The sequence below is a fragment of the Aggregatibacter actinomycetemcomitans genome, from assembly GCF_023518055.1.
GTDB lineage: Bacteria > Pseudomonadota > Gammaproteobacteria > Enterobacterales > Pasteurellaceae > Aggregatibacter > Aggregatibacter actinomycetemcomitans.
On sequence record NZ_CP085096.1, the window covers coordinates 1,906,121 to 1,925,361 of the forward strand.

The 19,241-nt window shown below is 45.9% G+C and carries 16 protein-coding genes; 9 read left to right on the forward strand and 7 right to left on the reverse strand.

The window, feature by feature from the left end; translation table 11 throughout:
• Positions 1–13: 13 nt before the first annotated feature.
• Entirely contained in the window at positions 14–1,330 is a 1,317-nt protein-coding gene (gene serS, locus LIN98_RS09400) for a serine--tRNA ligase (RefSeq protein ID WP_005567230.1), read from the reverse strand.
• Between the two features lie 307 nt (positions 1,331–1,637).
• Between serS and LIN98_RS09405 the strand changes: the two genes are divergently transcribed.
• The gene (locus LIN98_RS09405) at positions 1,638–3,305 is read left to right on the forward strand and encodes an anaerobic C4-dicarboxylate transporter (RefSeq protein ID WP_025298503.1); all 1,668 of its coding nucleotides are present in this window, start codon (positions 1,638–1,640) and stop codon (positions 3,303–3,305) included.
• A 496-nt stretch (positions 3,306–3,801) separates the two neighbouring features.
• On the opposite strand, the gene LIN98_RS09410 is transcribed toward LIN98_RS09405, so the two are convergent.
• The 6 genes from LIN98_RS09410 to LIN98_RS09435 form a co-directional block, all read right to left on the reverse strand.
• The gene (locus LIN98_RS09410) at positions 3,802–5,142 is read right to left on the reverse strand and encodes a replication-associated recombination protein A (protein WP_005568320.1); all 1,341 of its coding nucleotides are present in this window, start codon (positions 5,140–5,142) and stop codon (positions 3,802–3,804) included.
• Between the two features lie 12 nt (positions 5,143–5,154).
• Positions 5,155–5,772, reverse strand: coding sequence for an outer membrane lipoprotein periplasmic chaperone LolA (lolA, locus tag LIN98_RS09415; RefSeq protein WP_005540265.1), 618 nt, complete (start codon positions 5,770–5,772; stop codon positions 5,155–5,157).
• A 92-nt stretch (positions 5,773–5,864) separates the two neighbouring features.
• Positions 5,865–8,609, reverse strand: a complete 2,745-nt coding sequence (locus LIN98_RS09420) for a DNA translocase FtsK (RefSeq protein WP_014167921.1) — start codon at positions 8,607–8,609, stop codon at positions 5,865–5,867.
• 3 nt (positions 8,610–8,612) lie between these two features.
• Positions 8,613–9,092 (reverse strand): leucine-responsive transcriptional regulator Lrp, encoded by a 480-nt coding sequence (gene lrp / locus LIN98_RS09425; RefSeq protein WP_005540269.1) that lies wholly within the window; start codon positions 9,090–9,092, stop codon positions 8,613–8,615.
• Between the two features lie 538 nt (positions 9,093–9,630).
• Positions 9,631–11,004, reverse strand: a complete 1,374-nt coding sequence (radA, locus tag LIN98_RS09430) for a DNA repair protein RadA (protein WP_005567575.1) — start codon at positions 11,002–11,004, stop codon at positions 9,631–9,633.
• A gap of 2 nt (positions 11,005–11,006) precedes the next feature.
• Entirely contained in the window at positions 11,007–12,161 is a 1,155-nt protein-coding gene (locus LIN98_RS09435; protein ID WP_005567578.1) for a CYTH domain-containing protein, read from the reverse strand.
• A gap of 164 nt (positions 12,162–12,325) precedes the next feature.
• Here LIN98_RS09435 and LIN98_RS09440 point away from each other — a divergent pair, with 164 nt between their 5' ends.
• The 8 genes from LIN98_RS09440 to LIN98_RS09475 all read left to right on the forward strand — a co-directional run bounded on the left by LIN98_RS09440 (position 12,326) and on the right by LIN98_RS09475 (position 19,164).
• Entirely contained in the window at positions 12,326–13,006 is a 681-nt protein-coding gene (locus LIN98_RS09440; RefSeq protein WP_005539264.1) for a TIGR00153 family protein, read from the forward strand.
• A gap of 25 nt (positions 13,007–13,031) precedes the next feature.
• Positions 13,032–14,297, forward strand: a complete 1,266-nt coding sequence (locus tag LIN98_RS09445; RefSeq protein ID WP_005539270.1) for an inorganic phosphate transporter — start codon at positions 13,032–13,034, stop codon at positions 14,295–14,297.
• Positions 14,298–14,365: 68 nt separating this feature from the next.
• Positions 14,366–14,977 carry a TIGR04211 family SH3 domain-containing protein gene (locus LIN98_RS09450; protein WP_005545687.1) on the forward strand — a complete coding sequence of 204 codons (612 nt, stop codon included), beginning with the start codon at positions 14,366–14,368 and terminating at the stop codon, positions 14,975–14,977.
• Entirely contained in the window at positions 14,977–16,281 is a 1,305-nt protein-coding gene (locus LIN98_RS09455; RefSeq protein WP_249856115.1) for a multifunctional CCA addition/repair protein, read from the forward strand. The genes LIN98_RS09450 and LIN98_RS09455 overlap by 1 nt, the downstream gene beginning before the upstream one ends.
• Before the next feature lie 34 nt (positions 16,282–16,315).
• A complete protein-coding gene (lolB, locus tag LIN98_RS09460; protein ID WP_005567581.1) occupies positions 16,316–16,939 on the forward strand; it encodes a lipoprotein insertase outer membrane protein LolB in 624 nt (207 codons plus the stop codon).
• On the forward strand, positions 16,939–17,850 hold the full coding sequence (gene ispE, locus LIN98_RS09465; protein ID WP_005567582.1) for a 4-(cytidine 5'-diphospho)-2-C-methyl-D-erythritol kinase: 912 nt from the start codon (positions 16,939–16,941) through the stop codon (positions 17,848–17,850). Before lolB ends, ispE begins: the two co-directional genes overlap by 1 nt.
• A 40-nt stretch (positions 17,851–17,890) precedes the next feature.
• Positions 17,891–18,841, forward strand: coding sequence for a ribose-phosphate pyrophosphokinase (locus tag LIN98_RS09470; protein WP_249856116.1), 951 nt, complete (start codon positions 17,891–17,893; stop codon positions 18,839–18,841).
• A gap of 176 nt (positions 18,842–19,017) precedes the next feature.
• Positions 19,018–19,164 carry a hypothetical protein gene (locus LIN98_RS09475; protein ID WP_005540118.1) on the forward strand — a complete coding sequence of 49 codons (147 nt, stop codon included), beginning with the start codon at positions 19,018–19,020 and terminating at the stop codon, positions 19,162–19,164.
• Positions 19,165–19,241: the final 77 nt, after the last annotated feature.

The following is a 19,241-nucleotide window of genomic DNA, read 5'->3' on the forward strand; positions in this document are numbered from 1 at the left end:
CAAATATTTCAGATTATTTCGCGGATTTGCCAATCACATCCAATCCGCCCATGTAAGGACGCAAGACTTCCGGTACGGTAATGGAACCGTCGGCGTTTTGGTAGTTTTCCAACACCGCCACCAAAGTACGTCCCACAGCCAAACCCGAGCCATTTAAGGTGTGCACCAAACGGGTTTTCTTGTCGCCTTTTGAACGGCAACGGGCTTGCATACGACGGGCTTGGAAATCCCACATATTGGAGCAGGAAGAAATTTCACGATAGGTGTTTTGCGCAGGCACCCACACTTCCAAATCGTAGGTTTTGCAGGAACCGAAGCCCATGTCACCGGTGCAAAGCAACACTTTACGATACGGCAAACCGAGCAATTGCAACACTTTTTCCGCATGACCGGTTAACTCTTCCAACGCCTCCATGGATTTTTCCGGTTCAACGATTTGCACCAATTCCACTTTATCAAATTGGTGCATACGAATTAAGCCGCGCGTATCACGCCCATAAGAGCCCGCCTCGGAACGGAAACACGGCGTATGTGTGGTCATTTTTAACGGTAAATTTTCCGCGTCCAAAATTTCACCACGCACCAAATTGGTCACAGGCACTTCTGCCGTCGGAATTAAGCCGTAAGTGCGTTGTACTTCGTTCGGATCTTGTCCTTCCAACGGTTTAGTGTGGAATAAATCTTCGCCGAATTTCGGCAACTGACCTGTGCCGTAAAGGGTGTCATGGTTGACCAAATAAGGCACGTAGGCTTCAGTGTAACCATGTTGTTCGGTGTGCAAATCCAACATAAATTGCGCAATGGCGCGGTGTAATTTGGCAATTTGCCCTTTCATCACCACAAAACGGGAACCGGTTAATTTCACCGCTGCGGCAAAATCCAAGCCTTGTAGATTTTCACCTAGGGTCACATGATCTTTCACTTCAAAATCGAATTTACGCGGTTCGCCCCAGCGGGACACTTCAAGATTTTCACTATCGTCTTTGCCTAACGGCACTTCATCGGCGGGAATATTCGGAATGTTTAAAGCGATGTCATTTAAAGCGTTTTGTACTTTATCTAATTCAATTTTACCCTGCTCCAATTCTTCCGCCATGTGATCTACTTCCGCCAATAAAGGGGCGATGTCTTCACCACGGGCTTTTGCCGCACCGATGGCTTTGGAACGGGCATTACGCTCCGCCTGTAAATTTTCGGTTTTAACTTGTAACGCTTTGCGTTGTTCTTCTAATTGGGTAATTTTTGCCGTATCCAACACGAAACCGCGTTTAATTTTTAATTTTTCAGCGACGTCCGCCGGATTATTGCGTAATAAATTCGGATCGATCATAAGTTGTTACCTTTATTCTATTGCTAATACCAGTTGAAAACGGTGTTTATTCTATATCGTATTAACAAAATAGACTAGCAAAAACATGGACTAAAGTGCGGTTGTTTTTATCAATGTTTTTCTCCGCCGCTAAAAATTTTTAGCCAAAAAGCTTAAGCGATTTAGTGTGCCAAACGCTGAATTCTTAATGTCAGGAATTTTGATTTATCGCAACAATCTACATAATTCTACTACTTAAGAAGTAGCCTTAATGTTAGACTAATGCCGATTTTTCAATCATAAAATGACATTAATTTCCGGAGTATCTATGGAGTTTTTATCTAACCTCAGCGAAGGCACGCAATTTGCTATTCAGCTTGCCATCGTCTTAATCTGTTTGTTCTACGGCGCGAAAAAAGGCGGTATTGCACTGGGTTTACTGGGCGGTATCGGTCTGATCGTATTGGTCTTCGGCTTTGGCATCGAACCGGGTAAACCGGCAATCGACGTTATGCTTACCATCCTCGCCGTGGTAGTCACATCCGCAACATTACAAGCCAGTGGCGGTTTGGACGTGATGTTGCAAATTGCAGAAAAACTACTGCGTAAAAATCCGAAATATGTGAGTATCCTCGCACCGTTCGTTACCTGTACCCTCACCATTCTTTGCGGTACCGGTCATGTGGTTTATACCATGCTGCCGATTATTTACGACATCGCCATCAAAAATAACATTCGTCCGGAACGTCCGATGGCGGCTAGTTCCATCGCTTCCCAAATGGGGATCATCGCGTCTCCGGTGTCCGTTGCGGTAGTGACCTTAACCGCGTTCTTGGTGAATGCACAAAATCACTTAGCCGGTTTCGACGGGTATTTGGATTTATTAAAAATCACCGTGCCATCTACGCTCTGCGGTGTGTTAGCCATCGGTATTTTCAGCTGGTTCCGTGGCAAAGATTTAGATAAAGACCAAGAGTTCCAAGAGAAGTTAAAAGATCCGGAATTCAAAAAATACGTGTACGGCGACAGCACTTCCCTACTCGACAAAAAATTACCGCAATCCAGCTGGAACGCCATGTGGATCTTCTTCGGTGCCATTCTTATCGTTGCTTTGCTGGGTTACTTTAAAGACTTGCGTCCGTCCTTTGAGAAAAGCGCACCGGCACAAGTGGTTGAAGTGGTTTCCGACAATAAAGCGGTACAAAGTTTCAACGTGAAAGAAGGCAAAATCGTTGCTATTGCAAAAGACAGCAAAGTGGCGCTTGATGTGAAAGACAGCAAAGCCAAAGCGCAAACTGCTTATGACAGTGTTGAAATTTACGACAACAAAGGCGTGTTGACACAAACTTTATCCGCACAAAATAACAATGTGGTTATCACCACCAGCGATAAAACAGACAGCATTGCCAACGCCACTATCGCGTTAAAAGATACCGCGAAGAAAAAAGTGACGTTAGGCATGGTTCACGTTATCCAAATTTTCATGTTGTTAGCCGGTTCATTAATCATCATCTTTACCAAAACCGATGCAAGCAAAATCAGTAAAAATGAAATCTTCCGTTCCGGTATGATTGCATTAGTTGCCGTCTTCGGAATCTCCTGGATGGCAGAAACCATGTTCACCGTCCATACCCCGATGATGAAAGCGGCATTAGGCGACATCGTGAAAGCCCACCCTTGGACTTACGCCGTGATGTTGTTATTAATCTCCAAATTCGTAAACTCACAAGCCGCCGCCTTGGTTGCCTTCGTGCCGTTGGCATTAAACATCGGCGTTGACCCGGCAATCATCCTTGCCTTCGCTGCCGCTTGTTACGGCTACTACATCTTACCGACCTACCCAAGTGACTTAGCAGCAATCCAATTCGACCGCTCTGGCACCACCCACATCGGTAAATTCGTTATCAACCACAGCTTTATCCTACCGGGCTTAATCGGTGTGATTACGTCCTGTATTTTCGGATATATCTTTACGGGAATGTTTGGGTATTTGTAATTGAGGTTGATTTAATCTTGTTGAATGGAAAGGTTATTTCGTTGGGAGTAGCCTTTTTATTTGCTTCGCCGATAAACTGCGGTTAAATTTTGGAGCGCTTTTTTCTGTTTATTGTTGAATTAATATCGCATTTCGCCGATGGCGACCTTCTTTCTTTTGCTTGCCCAAAAGAAAGAAGGCAAAGAAAAAGGCACCCCGGATAAGCCGCTTTTCCCTTTTTTTAAGAATTTTTCTTAACGAAAAGTTAGCAGACTCCGCCTAACGCATCGCTGGCGTAACTTTCCTAAAAAATCCTTAAAAAAATGGGCGTCTTACACGGGGATAAATAATCAACAAAAACCGACTACACTTTTATCATACCCTAGCGGAGTGCTTTCTTTTGCCTACCTTTCTTTTCACAAGCAAAGACAAAATCCAAGGATTTTGAACGTTGGCTTTGCCAATGGTACGAAGTGCAAGCGCAGCGCAGTAAAAGTAGGTCGATGCCGAAACAAACCTATTTATATCGCTTCTTACCACTTTCCTGATCTAACCCCCGCAGCCATTCCAACTTCTCCTTAATCTTAATTTCCATGCCTCTGGTGGTCGGGAAATAGAATTGGGTGTCTTTCAGTTGTGGCGGGAAGTAGTTTTCGCCGGCAGCGTAGGCGTTAGGTTCATTGTGGGCGTAGCGGTATTCGGCGCCGAAGCCGAGGTCTTTCATGAAGCTGGTCGGGGCGTTGCGGAGATGTTCAGGGACGTCGAAATCGGCGGATTCGGTTGCCAATTTTTTGGCGGCTTTGAAAGCGAGATAAACGGCGTTGCTTTTCGGTGCGACGGCTAAATACACAATGGCTTGCGCAATAGCGCGTTCGCCTTCGGCAGCGCCGACGCGGGTGAAACAATCCCAGGCGGCAAGTGCCACCTGCATGGCGCGCGGGTCAGCGTTGCCCACATCTTCGGAAGCAATTGCCAATAATCGACGTGCCACATAAAGAGGATCCCCGCCGGCAGTGATAATGCGCGCGTACCAGTATAACGCCGCATCAGGGGCGGATCCGCGAATGGATTTGTGCAGTGCGGAAATGAAATCGTAGAAAAGGTCACCTTGTTTATCAAAACGCGCCTGCCGTTCGCCCAACACTTCCGTGAGTAAAGTGCGGTCTAAAATTTTGCCGTTTTCCGATTCGCCCGCCATGTCCACCATCATTTCCAGGCAGTTCAAAGCAAGGCGGGCGTCGCCATTGACGTATTCTGCCAACAGGGACAATAAATTCTCTTGTAAATTTAACCGCACTTTACCCAAACCGTTTTCGGGGTCATCTATGGCTTGTTGTAAAACCTGTTCGATTTCCTGCGCGGAAAGCGGTTTTAGAATATAAACCCGCGCGCGGGAAAGCAACGCGTTATTGAGTTCAAAAGAGGGATTTTCCGTGGTAGCGCCGATAAAAATAATGGTGCCGTCTTCAATATGCGGCAGGAAAGCGTCTTGCTGGCTTTTGTTGAAACGATGCACTTCATCTACAAACAAAATGGTGCGCAAACCTGCCAGTTTGTTTTGTTTGGCTTTGTCGATGGCTTCACGGATTTCTTTAATGCCGCTGGTGACGGCGGAAATGCGCTCTACTTCCACATTAATGCGATGGGCGATAATTTCCGCCAAGGTGGTTTTACCGGTGCCGGGCGGGCCCCAGAAAATCATGGAATGAACATATCCCGCTTCAATAGCTTTGCGCAACGGTTTTCCTTCGCCCAATAAATGAGACTGACCGCAATATTGCGCCAAGGTGGTGGGGCGCATTCTTGCAGCAAGCGGGCGAAAGTCATTTTCGTTGAAATCAAAGCTGAAGTTAGACATGCTCGAACCCGCTTATTTTTTCCGTTGGTCGTCCAATTCGACACCTTTCGGTACGCTGAATTTAAACAATCCGTCGTCTAAATTTTGATTGGTGATATTGCGCAGCACATATTGATTGGACTGCCCGTCTTTTTCAATGGTACTAAAGCCTTTTAATACGCCGTTTGAATCAATGCGAATATCAAATTGTTTGACGTTGCTATTCTTCGCTTTCGGGGTTAACACAAACGTGTCGTCTTTTTGTTGCACGGTATATTGCGACCAATGGCTTTTATCACCGCTGGTCAACAACACGAACGGGGTATTATTCACCGCATCTTTCACCCAGTTGGCGGTGACTTGTTCCACAAAAGGATCGTAGAACCACAGGGTTTGCCCGTCGGCAATGATTTGGGTTTCCTGTGGTGCTTTGGTGTCCATACGGAACAAATTCGGGCGTTTGATTTGCAATTTTCCGTTGCCCTGTTGCACGTTTTTACCGTTCGCCGAACTCACGGTTTGCGCGAAATCCGCACTTAACACATCTACTTTATTTAAGCGGTTTTGCAGCTCAATATCGGCATTCGCCCAAACCACAGAAGAGAGCCCGAGCAAAGAAAGTGCGGTCAGTTTTAGCAGTGTTTTTTTCATAGCGTTACCTGTATTCTATGGGTGCATTCACGTGCGCCCTGCGATTTTTTCATCAATAGACAAACAAACTGTCGTTTAATTCATATCACGGATTAATAATCCGCACTGCGCGCCAACACTTCACGTTTACCGTTTTGCACCGGCGAAACAATGCCCTGCTCTTCCAGCTGATCCATAATATTGGCGGCACGGTTAAAGCCTACTCGGAAACGGCGTTGAATCGCAGAAATAGACGTGGTGCCTGTGCTGACCACAAACTCTACCACTTCATCAAACAACCCGTCGGTTTCGCCGCCACGCTCACTTAAGCGTTCCGCACCGGCATCTTCTTCATCACCCTCTAAAATACCATCAATGTAATTCGGTTTACCGCGTGCTTTCCAATCATCTACCACGCGCACGACTTCGTCATCAGTCATAAAGGCACCGTGAATACGGACTAATTCGGTAGAACCCTGTGGGGAATACAGCATATCACCTTTACCCAATAAGGATTCCGCACCGCCTGCATCAAGAATAGTACGCGAGTCAATTTTAGTCGCCACAGTAAACGCAATTCGACTCGGTACGTTCGCTTTAATCAAACCGGTAATCACATCTACGGAAGGGCGTTGGGTTGCCAAAATTAAGTGAATCCCCACCGCACGGGCTTTTTGCGCCAAACGTGCGATAAGCTCTTCCACCTGTTTGCCTGCCACCATCATCAAATCGGCGAATTCATCCACAATCACCACAATGTAACTCAGTTTTTCTAATGGTGGCGGCAAAGTATCCATGGAATCGCCCGGCTTCCATAACGGGTTCGGAATCGGCATATTTAAGGCCTCATATTCATCAACTTTCTCGTTAAATCCTTCAATATTACGCACCCGCAAAGCAGACAATAATTGATAACGGCGCTCCATTTCGTCTACACACCAGTGCAACGCGTTTGCCGCTTTTTTCATGTCCGTGACCACTTCCGTTAAAAGATGCGGAATATCATTATAAATAGACAATTCCACCACTTTCGGGTCAATCATGATGAATTTCACTTCTTCCGGTTTAACGCGGTAAAGCAGGCTTAAAATCATGGTATTTACGCCGACGGATTTACCGGAACCCGTGGTGCCCGCCACCAATAAATGCGGCATTTTAGCAAGATCCACCACCATTGGTTTGCCGCTAATGTCTTTACCTAACGCCATGGAAAGTAAGGCTTTGGAATTGCGGAATTCATCGCTGTCCAACACATCACGCAATGGTACTATTTGACGGTGATCGTTCGGTGTTTCGATACCAATATAAGGTTTGCCCGGAATCACTTCCGCCACACGAATGGAACGGAACATCAGGGCGCGTGCCAGATCCGTATCCAATCCCGTGACTTTGGAGGCTTTCACACCCGGATCCAATTCCAATTCATAGCGTGTCACCACCGGCCCCACTAAAACATCTTTGACTTTCGCTTTCACATTGAAATTGCGCAATTGTTGTTCAATACGTTGTGAGGTTTCGACAATTTCCGCTTGGGTAATATCCTGTTCGCGGGTCGGACGATGTTCCAATAAATCCAGGCTCGGCAACGGCGTCTTCGGTTTTTCGATGTTCTTTTTATGTTGCTGAAATGCCGGATGAATCAAGGAATCGCCATACGGGCGATAATTAGCTGTCTTAGGTGCGGTTTCCGCCGTTGGTCCCTGCACAATTTGCTGATAGACGTCCTGCACGCCCATGTCTTTCGCGCGCCGTTCCATTTCCCGCAAACGTTGTTGCTCTTGCGCGGCAAATTGGCGGGCAAGTTCGCTTTGTTCAGGATCTTCCTCCGCCACGTTTACTTCCGGTTCAGCCAGTGATACGCTCGGCATGTCTTCTGACGTCGTAAATTTACTGCCAAAATCAACCGCACTTTTCTCTTCACCGAAGACATTTGTCTGTTGCCATACCGGAGTGAAATCATGTTGCGTCGACAATTCTGTCTGACCGCGCTGCATAGAAATACTCACATTCGGCAAGGTTTCCTGTTGCTCAAAATCGTATTTAACGAATTCAGGGTTTTCCGGTGCAAAAGCATTGACCTCGTTCCCATTATTCATCGGCACATAAAACATATCCTGCGCTTTTGATAAGCCGGAAATATTAATGCGATCCGCAGGATTGACTAATTCCGTAAGCTGCTCCACCGCTTCCTGCGCCGGAGTTTTCCCAATCACGATCTCTTCCGGCGGTTCTGCCATGTGCGTTTCCTCACTTTCAGTTTCGTCGGTTTTTTCCAGGTCTTCAGGCGGATTTTGCATGGTCAGCCAGCGGTAGAATTTCATTAATAGACGAATAAAAAACGCGCCCGAACAGAAAATAAAGCCCACCGCCACAAAAATCACAGCCAGTAAGGATACGCCGAATTTGCCTAAACTCGGGTATAAATTCAGGGTTAAACTACCGCCCAGCACGCCTCCCGCAAGGTAAGAGGGCGGGTTATTCAGTGAAAGTGTAGCAAGCACGGTTAAACCGCAAAGCAACAAAATGAAACCGAATGAACGCAATGCGAATTTAGTCCAAGTGAGATTTTCCACCCGCTTGGAACGAATTAAATAAATGGGGATAAAAAATAAAATGAAAGGGATCAGGTTGCCGATATAACCGAAAAATACAAAAAACAAATCCACAAACCACGCACCGAACGCACCCGCTTTGTTGATGGTTTCCGGCGCGAAGCCGGAGGTCGCCCAAGAATTGTCCAGCGGCGTATAGCCCGACCAGGCGATTATCAAATACAAACCGAAAAGTGCGGTCAATCCTAACAGCAAATGTAATAGGTAATACTTCGGCGAAAAATGTTCGGTAATATGTTTAATCATGCGCTATTTTAACTGTAAAAAATTCGTTTGTTTCACTTCTTCCATCACCACATAAGTGCGCGTGTCGTTCACCCCGGGCAGGCGCAGCAAGGTGGTCCCCAGCAATTTACGATACGCCGCCATATCCGCCACCCGTGTTTTCAATAAATAATCGAAATCACCGGAAACCAAATGGCATTCCTGAATTTCATCTAACTGCTGCACCGCCGCGTTAAATTCTTCAAACACATCGGGCTTGCCACGTACCAGCGTAATTTCCACGATCACCAACAACGGCGAATCCAATAATGCGGGATTCAGCAAAGCACGATACCCCATAATCACCCCTTGCTTCTCCAACCGTTTCACCCGTTCCAGGCAAGGTGTCGGCGATAACCCTACTTTCTTGGACAAATCAATATTGGAAATTTTTCCGTTCCGTTGCAATTCATTGAGAATTTTTATGTCAATAGCATCAAGAGCTTTGGGTAGCTTTTTTTCCATGAGGTTTTGAGTTGAGTTTGAAAATTTAGGGGAGGAGATTTTAACGTAATTTGAGGGAAAATTCAGTAATAAAGTGAGGAATGTTGTTTTGGGGCTTTGTATTTCATTGTTAAGATAGGGTTTCGCCGATGGCGAGTTCCTATTTTCGCCAAGGCGACCTTCTTTCTTTTGTTTGCCCAAAAGAAAGAAGGCAAAGAAAAGGGCACCCCGGATAAATTGCTTTTCCTCTCTTAGCATTAATTTTTTTCACGGAAAATTTCTAACTCGCTACGCTCAAACAAAAGAAATTTTCCTAAAAATTAACGCACGTTCGGGCAATTTATACGGGGACCCCGTTGGAGCGTTATTTGAAAAGTGCGGTGTATTTTAGATTTGTTTTTTAAGCTTAAAAACAAGTGGAAAATACACCACACTTTAAGTTTTGCGAAATAAAGAAAGGTTATTCGGAGAAAGAATAATTCCCCCGTTTACGGCGCCTTTCTTTTGGTTCATTCTCTTTGGCGACGCAAAGAAAAGGAACTATCGGCTGAAACCCAATTTAAAACCGATCCAACACCTCAATCGCATCACCTAACTTCCGTACCGTAAACACTTCCATATTCTCCACTTTATGTTTCGGTTTATTGCCAAAAGGCACGATGGCGCGTTTGAAGCCGTGTTTTGCAGCTTCGCTGATACGTTCCTGACCGCTTGGTACGGGGCGGATTTCGCCTGCCAAGCCCACTTCGCCGAAGATCACTAAATCCTGTGGCAGCGGGCGGTTGCGGAAGCTGGAGATGAGTGCGAGGAGTAAGGCTAAATCTGCGCCGGTTTCGGTCACTTTGACGCCGCCGACCACGTTCACGAAGACATCCTGATCCGCCATTTGCAAGCCACCGTGGCGGTGTAATACGGCAAGTAATAAGGCAAGACGGTTTTGTTCCAGCCCCACAGCGACACGGCGCGGGTTAGCGAGCATGGAATGATCCACTAAGGCTTGAATTTCCACCAACAGCGGGCGCGTGCCTTCCCATAACACCATCACGGAACTGCCGGAGGTTTGTTCGTCGCCGCGACTTAAAAAGATCGCCGACGGGTTTTTCACTTCGCGCAGCCCTTGTTCCGTCATGGCGAACACGCCTAATTCGTTCACTGCGCCGAAACGGTTTTTATGGCTGCGTAAGGTGCGAAAGCGCGAGTCCGTTTCTCCTTCCAATAATAAGGAACAGTCAATAGCGTGCTCCAACACTTTTGGCCCGGCAAGAGTACCGTCTTTGGTAACATGCCCAACCATCACAATTGCCACTTGACGGGTTTTCGCGTAACGGGTTAAAAAAGAAGCACATTCGCGCACTTGTGCCACGCTGCCGGGGGAAGATTGAATATCCGCCAAGTGCATAACCTGAATGGAGTCGATGACGATAATCTGCGGTTTGAGCTGATCCGCCAGGTTACAAATTTGCTCTACAGAAGTTTCCGACAGCATATTCAATTTTTCCGGCGGCAGGCCAAGGCGTTTGGCACGCATCGCCACTTGTTGTAAGGATTCTTCGCCGGTGACATAAAGTGCGGTCATTTTTTGCGATAAATTACACATCACCTGCAACAACAGGGTACTTTTCCCCGCCCCCGGGTGACCGCCGATGAGGATCGCACTGCCCGGTACGACACCGCCACCCAACACACGATCCAGCTCAAAAAATCCACTGCTGAAACGCGGTGTTTCCTGCAGGCTGATTTCACTTAAGGTTTGAATTTTCGCACGTGTTTCACCCGCGTAGCCGCTAAATCGATCCGCTTTATTATTTGACGTAGAAACCAACCGCACTTCGGTGATGGTGTTCCAGGCTTTACAGGCGGAACATTGCCCCTGCCAGCGGGAATATTCCGCGCCGCAGTCGTTACATACATAAGCCGTTTTTGCTTTTGCCATAATTACCCGCCGATGGTTAAAGTGATGAGGTAGAGCATACGTTGGGCGTATTGCGGCGTTTGAATCAGTTCAAGCAATTTATTCATCGCCGACGCGTTATCTTTGCTTTCGCTGTGCAGACGAATAATGTCATGAAGTTGCGCCAATATGCGATCATTTTCTTCGGTCAACGCCGTCAATACATCGTCCTGCGCATAATGCCTATTGCCTGCTAATTGCTCGTTCAATGCTGTTTCCAACAGGGATTTATTGTCTTCGTAATAATGATACAAATTGAAAAACGCTCCTACCCGTTCAACGCTTTTGATGAAATCAGAAGCAAAGAAATTTGCCCCTAACGCCAAGGTTTCTTCAATTAAAGGCTGCTCGTAAGCCAAAAGTGCGGTCACAAAATCCAACGGATTTTGAACGTTGGCTTTGCCAACGGCCTCATCAGGGCGAACAATCGAACTTGATTCGATTGTGAGTAATTTTTCCGATGTTTTTTGTGCCCGTTTTTCCGTCTGTAAAACGCCGCGCCAATGTTCGATCCAATCACTTGATTTAGCACATTTGCCCTGCACCAATTGATAACCGCGTTTGGCTTTGCTCACAGAATAAAAATGTACGCTGCCCTCATAACGGGTTAAGAAATCCATGACGAAGGCAAAAAATGGTGCCAATTCGCCGGATTTGATTTCAAATTCTATTTCACGGATAGGTTGCCGTTTATCGCCTGCTATCACATTGCCTTGGTCGAACGCCACTTCAATTTGGCAATTGGGCGCATATTGTACCAACCAGCTTTGGCGTTCGAAATCTGTGCTGAAAATAGGATGCAATTCATTTTTTAGATTGCCGAGCTGTAAGCCATGTTCTTCGATTAAGGCATTCAGATCAGGCTTGGCATCGGGCAACGTCACATTATACTCGGGGCGCATGTGCAACCCGCCGGAAACATTGCCGTCGGTTTTTAGCGTTAAGGTGTAATTATCCTGCTGACGGCGAACCCGCAAGCCCATTTTATGTCGGGTAAAAAACTGATCGGAGGTGTCGTAATAGGTATTGGCTAAAAAATCGCATTGTTTTTCAACCACTTTGAAATGATTCAAAATTTTGTCTAATTGTGCTACATCGACAAAATCCACCGCTAACTTTAATTCAATTTCATCCTGCATTATAAAATCCCTTAAAGATCATGAGGTTTTATCTTCTTACCTGATTTATAAGGGATTTATTATCCAATAAATAAGGGGATTTTTCGATTAAAATCGTGAATTTTTCACCAACATAATGTAATATGCGCGTGAATTATTAACCTTCCTTAAAGGAGTCACTTTTTATGGCAATGAATAATATACTCGGATTATTTGCCCACTCCCCTTTAAAGCCTCTGCAAAAACACTCTAATAAAGTTACCGAATGTTGTGAATTATTAATCCCTTTTTTTGAAGCAACATTTAATACCGACTGGGTAAAAGCGGAGCAAATTCGTTTAGATATTTCTGCACACGAACGTCAGGCTGACGCGTTAAAACGTGAGATTCGTTTAAAATTACCGCGCGGTTTATTCATGCCTATCGATCGTACGGATTTGTTGGAATTAGTGACTCAACAAGATAAATTGGCAAACTACACCAAAGACATTGCCGGCCGTATGATTGGTCGTCAGTTAAGTATTCCGGAGGAAATGAAAAACGAATTTATGAGCTATGTACGTCGCAGTTTGGACGCTACCGAACAAGCCCATAAAGTGATTGAAGAAATGGATCAACTACTGGAAACCGGTTTCAAAGGTCGCGAATTGAATTTCGTCAATCAAATGATTAACGAACTGGATATCATTGAAGACGATACCGACCAAATACAAATTAAATTGCGAAGAATGTTATTTGATATTGAAGATCGCTTTAACCCGATTGATGTAATGTTCTTATACAAAGTCATTGAATGGGTCGGTGTACTTGCCGATCAGGCACAACGTGTCGGAGCACGCATTGAGCTGATGTTAGCACGTTCATAATTTCCATTTATCCGGGATTTTTTCAATGGAATTACTCAATCAATATGGTTCCTTATTAATCATAATTACCGCAATTTTCGGCTTTTTTATGGCCTTTGGTGTGGGAGCTAACGATGTTTCAAATGCTATGGGAACATCTGTTGGTTCAGGGGCAGTCACAGCAAAACAAGCTATTTTTATTGCAATAATTTTTGAAGCCGCCGGTGCTTATTTAGCCGGTGGTGAAGTCACAGAAACTATCAAAAGCGGCATCATCGACACCATGGAATTCGTCAATGAACCGGAAGTTTTAGTTTTCGGGATGATGGCTGCCCTCTTCGCTTCAGGGGCCTGGTTATTAATCGCTTCCAAAATGGGCTGGCCGGTGTCCACCACTCACTCCATCATCGGTGCTGTTATTGGTTTTGCGTGCGTTACGGCAGGTCCTCATTCGGTGGATTGGAGCAATATCCGAAATATTGTCGGCAGTTGGTTTGTTACACCGGTAATTGCCGGAGTGTTGGCTTACGCCATTTTTATCAGCACGCAAAAACTGATTTTTGACACAGAAAACCCGCTTAAAAACGCACAAAAATATGGCCCTTACTATATGGGTATTACTATTTTCATCTTGTGCATTGTTACCCTGACCAAAGGGTTAAAGCATGTAGGGTTAAATTTAAGCAGTCAGGAAAACTTCCTGATTTCTTTTATTATCAGCGCAGTAGCCGTTATTTACTGCTATTTCTACTTTCGTAGTAAAAAATTCAAACAAAGAATGCTCCATGGCGGTACGTTTAGCGGCGTAGAAAAGATCTTCAGTATTTTAATGCTAATGACCGCTTGTGCTATGGCATTTGCCCATGGTTCTAACGATGTTGCGAACGCTATCGGTCCGCTTTCTGCGGTGGTCGCTATTATCAAAAGTGGCGGTCAAATCGCAAACAACACTCCTCTCGCTTGGTGGATTTTACCCCTGGGCGCATCCGGTATCATGGTCGGTTTGATCGTCATGGGTTACAAAGTGATGGCAACTATCGGTACGGGCATTACCGATTTAACGCCAAGTCGTGGCTTCGCCGCCCAATTCGCCACCGCAATGACTGTGGTCGTGGCATCCGGTACAGGCTTGCCGATTTCTACGACACAAACCTTAGTGGGTGCTGTATTAGGCATCGGTTTCGCGCGTGGAATTGCGGCAATTAACCTGACCGTAATTCGCAACATCGTGGTTTCATGGGTTGTTACTCTGCCTGCCGGCGCATTGTTCTCTATTATTATTTACTATTTGCTCAAAGCAATTTTTCATTAATCAGACTAAAAGTGCAGTCATTCCTTACCGCACTTTTAATTCTTATTCACTAACTTAGGGTCTACAGTATGCAAAAAACCATTAAATACCTTCTCACACTAACCTTTCTGGGCTTAGGTATCACTACTGCACAAGCAGAAACCAAATATGTAACAGAAAACCTTTCCACCTACTTACGTAAAGGTGCAGGTGACCAATATAAAATTGCCGGTGCTATTAAATCAGGTGAACCGGTAACCGTATTGGATCAAAAAGATCGATATACTCTAATCCGCGATGGCAAAGATCGCGAGGCCTGGATTTTAAGCAGTGAGCTAAGTAATGAAGCCAGCAGCAAACTGGAAAATCCGAAATTAAAACACCAAATTCAGGAATTAAGCATGAAGCTAGGCCGTATAGACAGCGACTGGCAACAACGTACTATTGAAATGCAACGACGTGCCAAACAAGCGGAACAACAAAGTAGCGAACTCTTAGAACAAAATTCACAGCTAAAACGCGAATTGGAAATCACCAAAAACAAAAACCGCGATTTGGAAGCCATGTTAGATGCGGGCAAACGCGAAATTGCCATTCAATGGTTCATTTATGGCGGTTCCGTGCTTGGGGTCGGCTTATTAATCGGGTTGATTTTACCGTTAATCATGCCGAAACGCCGTCGTCGCGATGGTTGGGCATAATGTCCGAAAATCATTTTCAAATTTATTTGGTTGGCGGGGCTGTGCGCGATCAGCTCCTCAACCTACCTGTTCAAGATCGCGATTGGGTCATTGTAGGTGCGACGCCGGAAGCACTACTCCAACAAGGCTATTATCAAGTGGGAAAAGATTTCCCCGTTTTTTTGCACCCACAAACCAAAGAAGAATACGCACTCGCCCGCACGGAACGTAAATCCGGTACGGGCTACACCGGCTTTATTTGCGATTTTTCTCCCGATATTAATCTGGAACAGGATTTAATCCGCCGCGATCTCACCATCAACGCCATGGCACAGGATTTGCAGGGCAATCTGTTCGACCCTTATGGCGGCGCACAGGATTTAGCCAACCGTGTGTTACGCCACGTCTCCCCCGCATTCGTTGAAGATCCCCTGCGCGTATTACGCGTGGCGCGCTTTGCCGCCCGTTATCATTATTTAGGATTCAAGATTGCCGAAGAAACCCTGCAATTAATGAAAGATCTCACTGCCCAAGGGGAGCTGCAACATTTAACCGCCGAGCGGGTATGGGCGGAAACGGAAAAAGCGTTAAACGAGAAAAATCCTGAAATTTATTTTGAAACCTTACGCCTGGTGGGCGCACTCAAGGTGTTATTTCCTGAATTGGACGCTCTATATGGCGTGCCGAACCCGGCGAAGTATCATCCGGAAATTGACAGCTTCGTGCACACTATGATGGTGTTACAACAGGCGACGTTGCTTTCTGAGCAAGTGGATTGCCACAAAAGTGCGGTGCGTTTTGCCGCCATTTGCCATGACTTGGGCAAAGCCAAAACGCCTAAACAAAGCTGGCCTCATCATCACGGTCATGAAAAGCTCGGCATGGCGCCGACCCAAAGCCTATGCAAGCGCTTAAAAGTACCCGGTTATTATCAACAACTGGCGGAACTCACCTGTGAATATCACACCCACATTCACAAAATTTTTGAATTACGCCCGGAAACTATCGTCAAACTGTTCAATACCTTTGATGTTTGGCGCAAACCGTTACGTTTCATGGAATTTTTGTTGGTGTGTTTTGCCGATACGCGCGGACGCAAAGGCTTCTCGCACATTGCGTACCCGCAACAGGAATTTACTATCGCCCTATATCGGGCGGCATTAAAAGTGGATATTCAATCCATCATCGCGGCAGGCTTTGAAAATAAAGCCATTCGCGATCAGTTAAACCGCGGACGGATTTTCGCCGTGAAGCAAAAACGCACGGAAATCCTACCGCACTTTAAACCATCGACATCAGATTGCCGCCCTCGTTGCGAACCGTAAAATAACCACCATTTTCTGGGGATAAAAATTGTTTATGAAAAAATTAAAATCCTACGTTTTACTTGTGTTAGCCGTGTTATTTTTAACCGCTTGCGTCACCGATCAGGAACGTCCGACTAACGTAAAATACATCGAAAAAACCGACCGCACTTGGCAGCAGCATTTCACCCAATTAAAACAAATTCAAGGTTATCAGGCGCTTGGGCAGTTAGGTTATATCAGCAGCAAAGAACGCTTTTCCACGCGCTTCGACTGGCAATATAACAACCCACGCGATTACACCCTGCAACTGTATTCCACCATCAGCAGCGAAACCCTGCAGATTCAAATGCACGCGCAAGGCATGACCATTTCCGACAACAAAGGGCGCCAACGCTCCGCCGCCGACGCAAAAATGCTGCTACGTGAAATTATCGGCATGGATTTCCCGTTGGAACAATTCGCTTTCTGGCTGAAAGGTCAACCGGAAGATAACGCCGATTATCAAGTGGGAGAAAACCATTTGTTAGCCACCTTCAGTCGCACTATCGACGGTAAACCCTGGACGGCGGACTATTTGTCATACCATGTCAATCGCCGTCCGCCGATGCCGGAAAATATTTTGCTGAAAACGGAAGGACAAACTTTGAAAATCCGTGTAGATGAATGGCTGTTTTAATGAAAACTTATCAATTTTCCACCGCACTTTTCACGCCCGAAACCTTGCAAAGCGAACAGGGTGTACGCTTCCCCTGCCCGGCGAAGCTGAATCTTTTTTTGTACATTAACGGCAAGCGGGCGGACGGTTACCACGAATTACAAACCCTGTTTCAGTTTGTTGATTTCGGCGATTGGCTACACATCAAAGTGCGCCCGGACGGCAAGATTCGTTTAACCTCCGTCATCGCCGATTTAAAAGCAGAAGATAATTTAATTTATCGCGCGGCAAAATTGCTGCAACAGTACACCGGCTGCACGCTGGGCACCGAGTTAACCTTAGATAAAATCCTGCCGATCGGTGGCGGCGTGGGTGGCGGTTCATCCAATGCGGCAACGACATTGGTCGCCTTAAATCATTTATGGAAAACCGGCTTGAGCACCGGGCAACTTGCCGAACTGGGCTTAACCCTTGGCGCGGATGTACCGATTTTCGTGCACGGCAAAGCGGCGTTTGCGGAAGGCATAGGCGAAAAAATCACATACTGCGAACCGCCGGAAAAATGGTATCTGGTGCTCAAGCCGAATGTGTCTATTTCCACTGCCGTTGTGTTCTCTGACCCGCACTTGCCACGTAATACACCGAAAAAATCGCTGGCACAATTATTGGCGGGAAAATACGCAAACGATTGTGAAAAAGTTGTGCGAGATCATTATTCAGAGGTTGAAGAGTCACTGAACTGGTTGGTAAAATATGCACCGGCCAGATTAACCGGGACTGGTGCTTGCGTTTTTGCGGAATTTGATGATAAAAAATCTGCCCAATCAGTTCTCCAAGCCAAACCAAAAAATTGTTTTGGTTTCGTCGCAAAAGGATTAAATCATTCTCCCTTGCATGAAATGTTGAAAAACGTGCCTGATTCAACGAATTAACCAATTTATTTTACAACCTAACTCCTGAGGTCAATTTACGATGCCTGATATTAAACTCTTCGCCGGTAACGCCACACCGGAGCTCGCGAAACGCATTTCCGAAAACCTGTTCACCAAATTAGGTGATGCCACCGTGGGCCGTTTCAGCGATGGTGAAGTACAAGTCCAAATTAACGAAAACGTGCGTGGCAGCGATGTATTCATTATCCAATCCACCTGCGCACCGACTAACGATAATTTAATGGAATTATTAGTGATGGTTGACGCATTGCGCCGCGCTTCCGCCGGGCGTATTACTGCTGTCATCCCTTATTTCGGCTATGCCCGTCAGGATCGTCGGGTACGTTCCGCGCGCGTACCGATTACCGCTAAAGTGGTGGCAGACTTCCTCTCCGGTGTCGGTGTTGACCGTGTATTAACCTGTGATTTGCACGCCGAACAAATTCAAGGCTTCTTTGATGTGCCGGTAGATAATGTATTCGGTTCACCGGTATTACTTGACGATATCCGCAAAAAAACCGACCTTACCAACCCAATTGTGGTTTCCCCGGATATTGGTGGTGTGGTTCGTGCCCGTGCCGTTGCCAAATTATTGAACGACACCGAAATGGCGATTATAGACAAACGCCGCCCGCGCGCTAATGTATCCAAAGTCATGCACATTATTGGCGATGTCGCGGATCGTGACTGTATCTTGGTTGACGACATGATCGACACAGGCGGCACCTTATGCAAAGCAGCGGAAGCCCTGAAAGAACGTGGTGCAAGACGGGTATTCGCCTATGCCACCCACGCCGTATTCTCAGGCTCTGCGGCAAAAAATATTGCCAGCGATGCCCTTGACGAAGTAGTCGTCACTGACACCATCCCACTTTCTCCGGAAATCCGCGTATTAGGCAAAGTCCGCACCTTAACCTTATCCGGTATGCTTGCCGAAGCTATTCGTCGCATCAGCAACGAAGAGTCCATTTCCGCAATGTTTAACGAATAATAAAAAAAGACCCGTAAAAACCACCGCACTTTAAACTACAAAAGGTTTAGCAAAAACTAAACCTTTTGTTTTTATACGTTATGCCGAACTAACTGCCCGCCACATTGTTGTGCTATAATCGCGCCACATTTAATTTAACAACCCATTTTATTTTAATTTATCAGTAAAGGTGTTCCATGAAAAAATTACTTTTTGTCCTCGCCGGCATTTTAACCATCGCCGCCTGCTCCCAGCCAAAAGACATCTATTTTAACGGTTCCGAAGGTTCCCACTCCGGTTTGAAATACGACAAAAGTACTAAGACTTTTGGTGTTAATAACTAAGAGGTAAAAGTGCAGTAGAAATTTATCTGTTTTTTCTACCGCACTTTCTTTCCGCTATTTATGAATATTCATCTCTT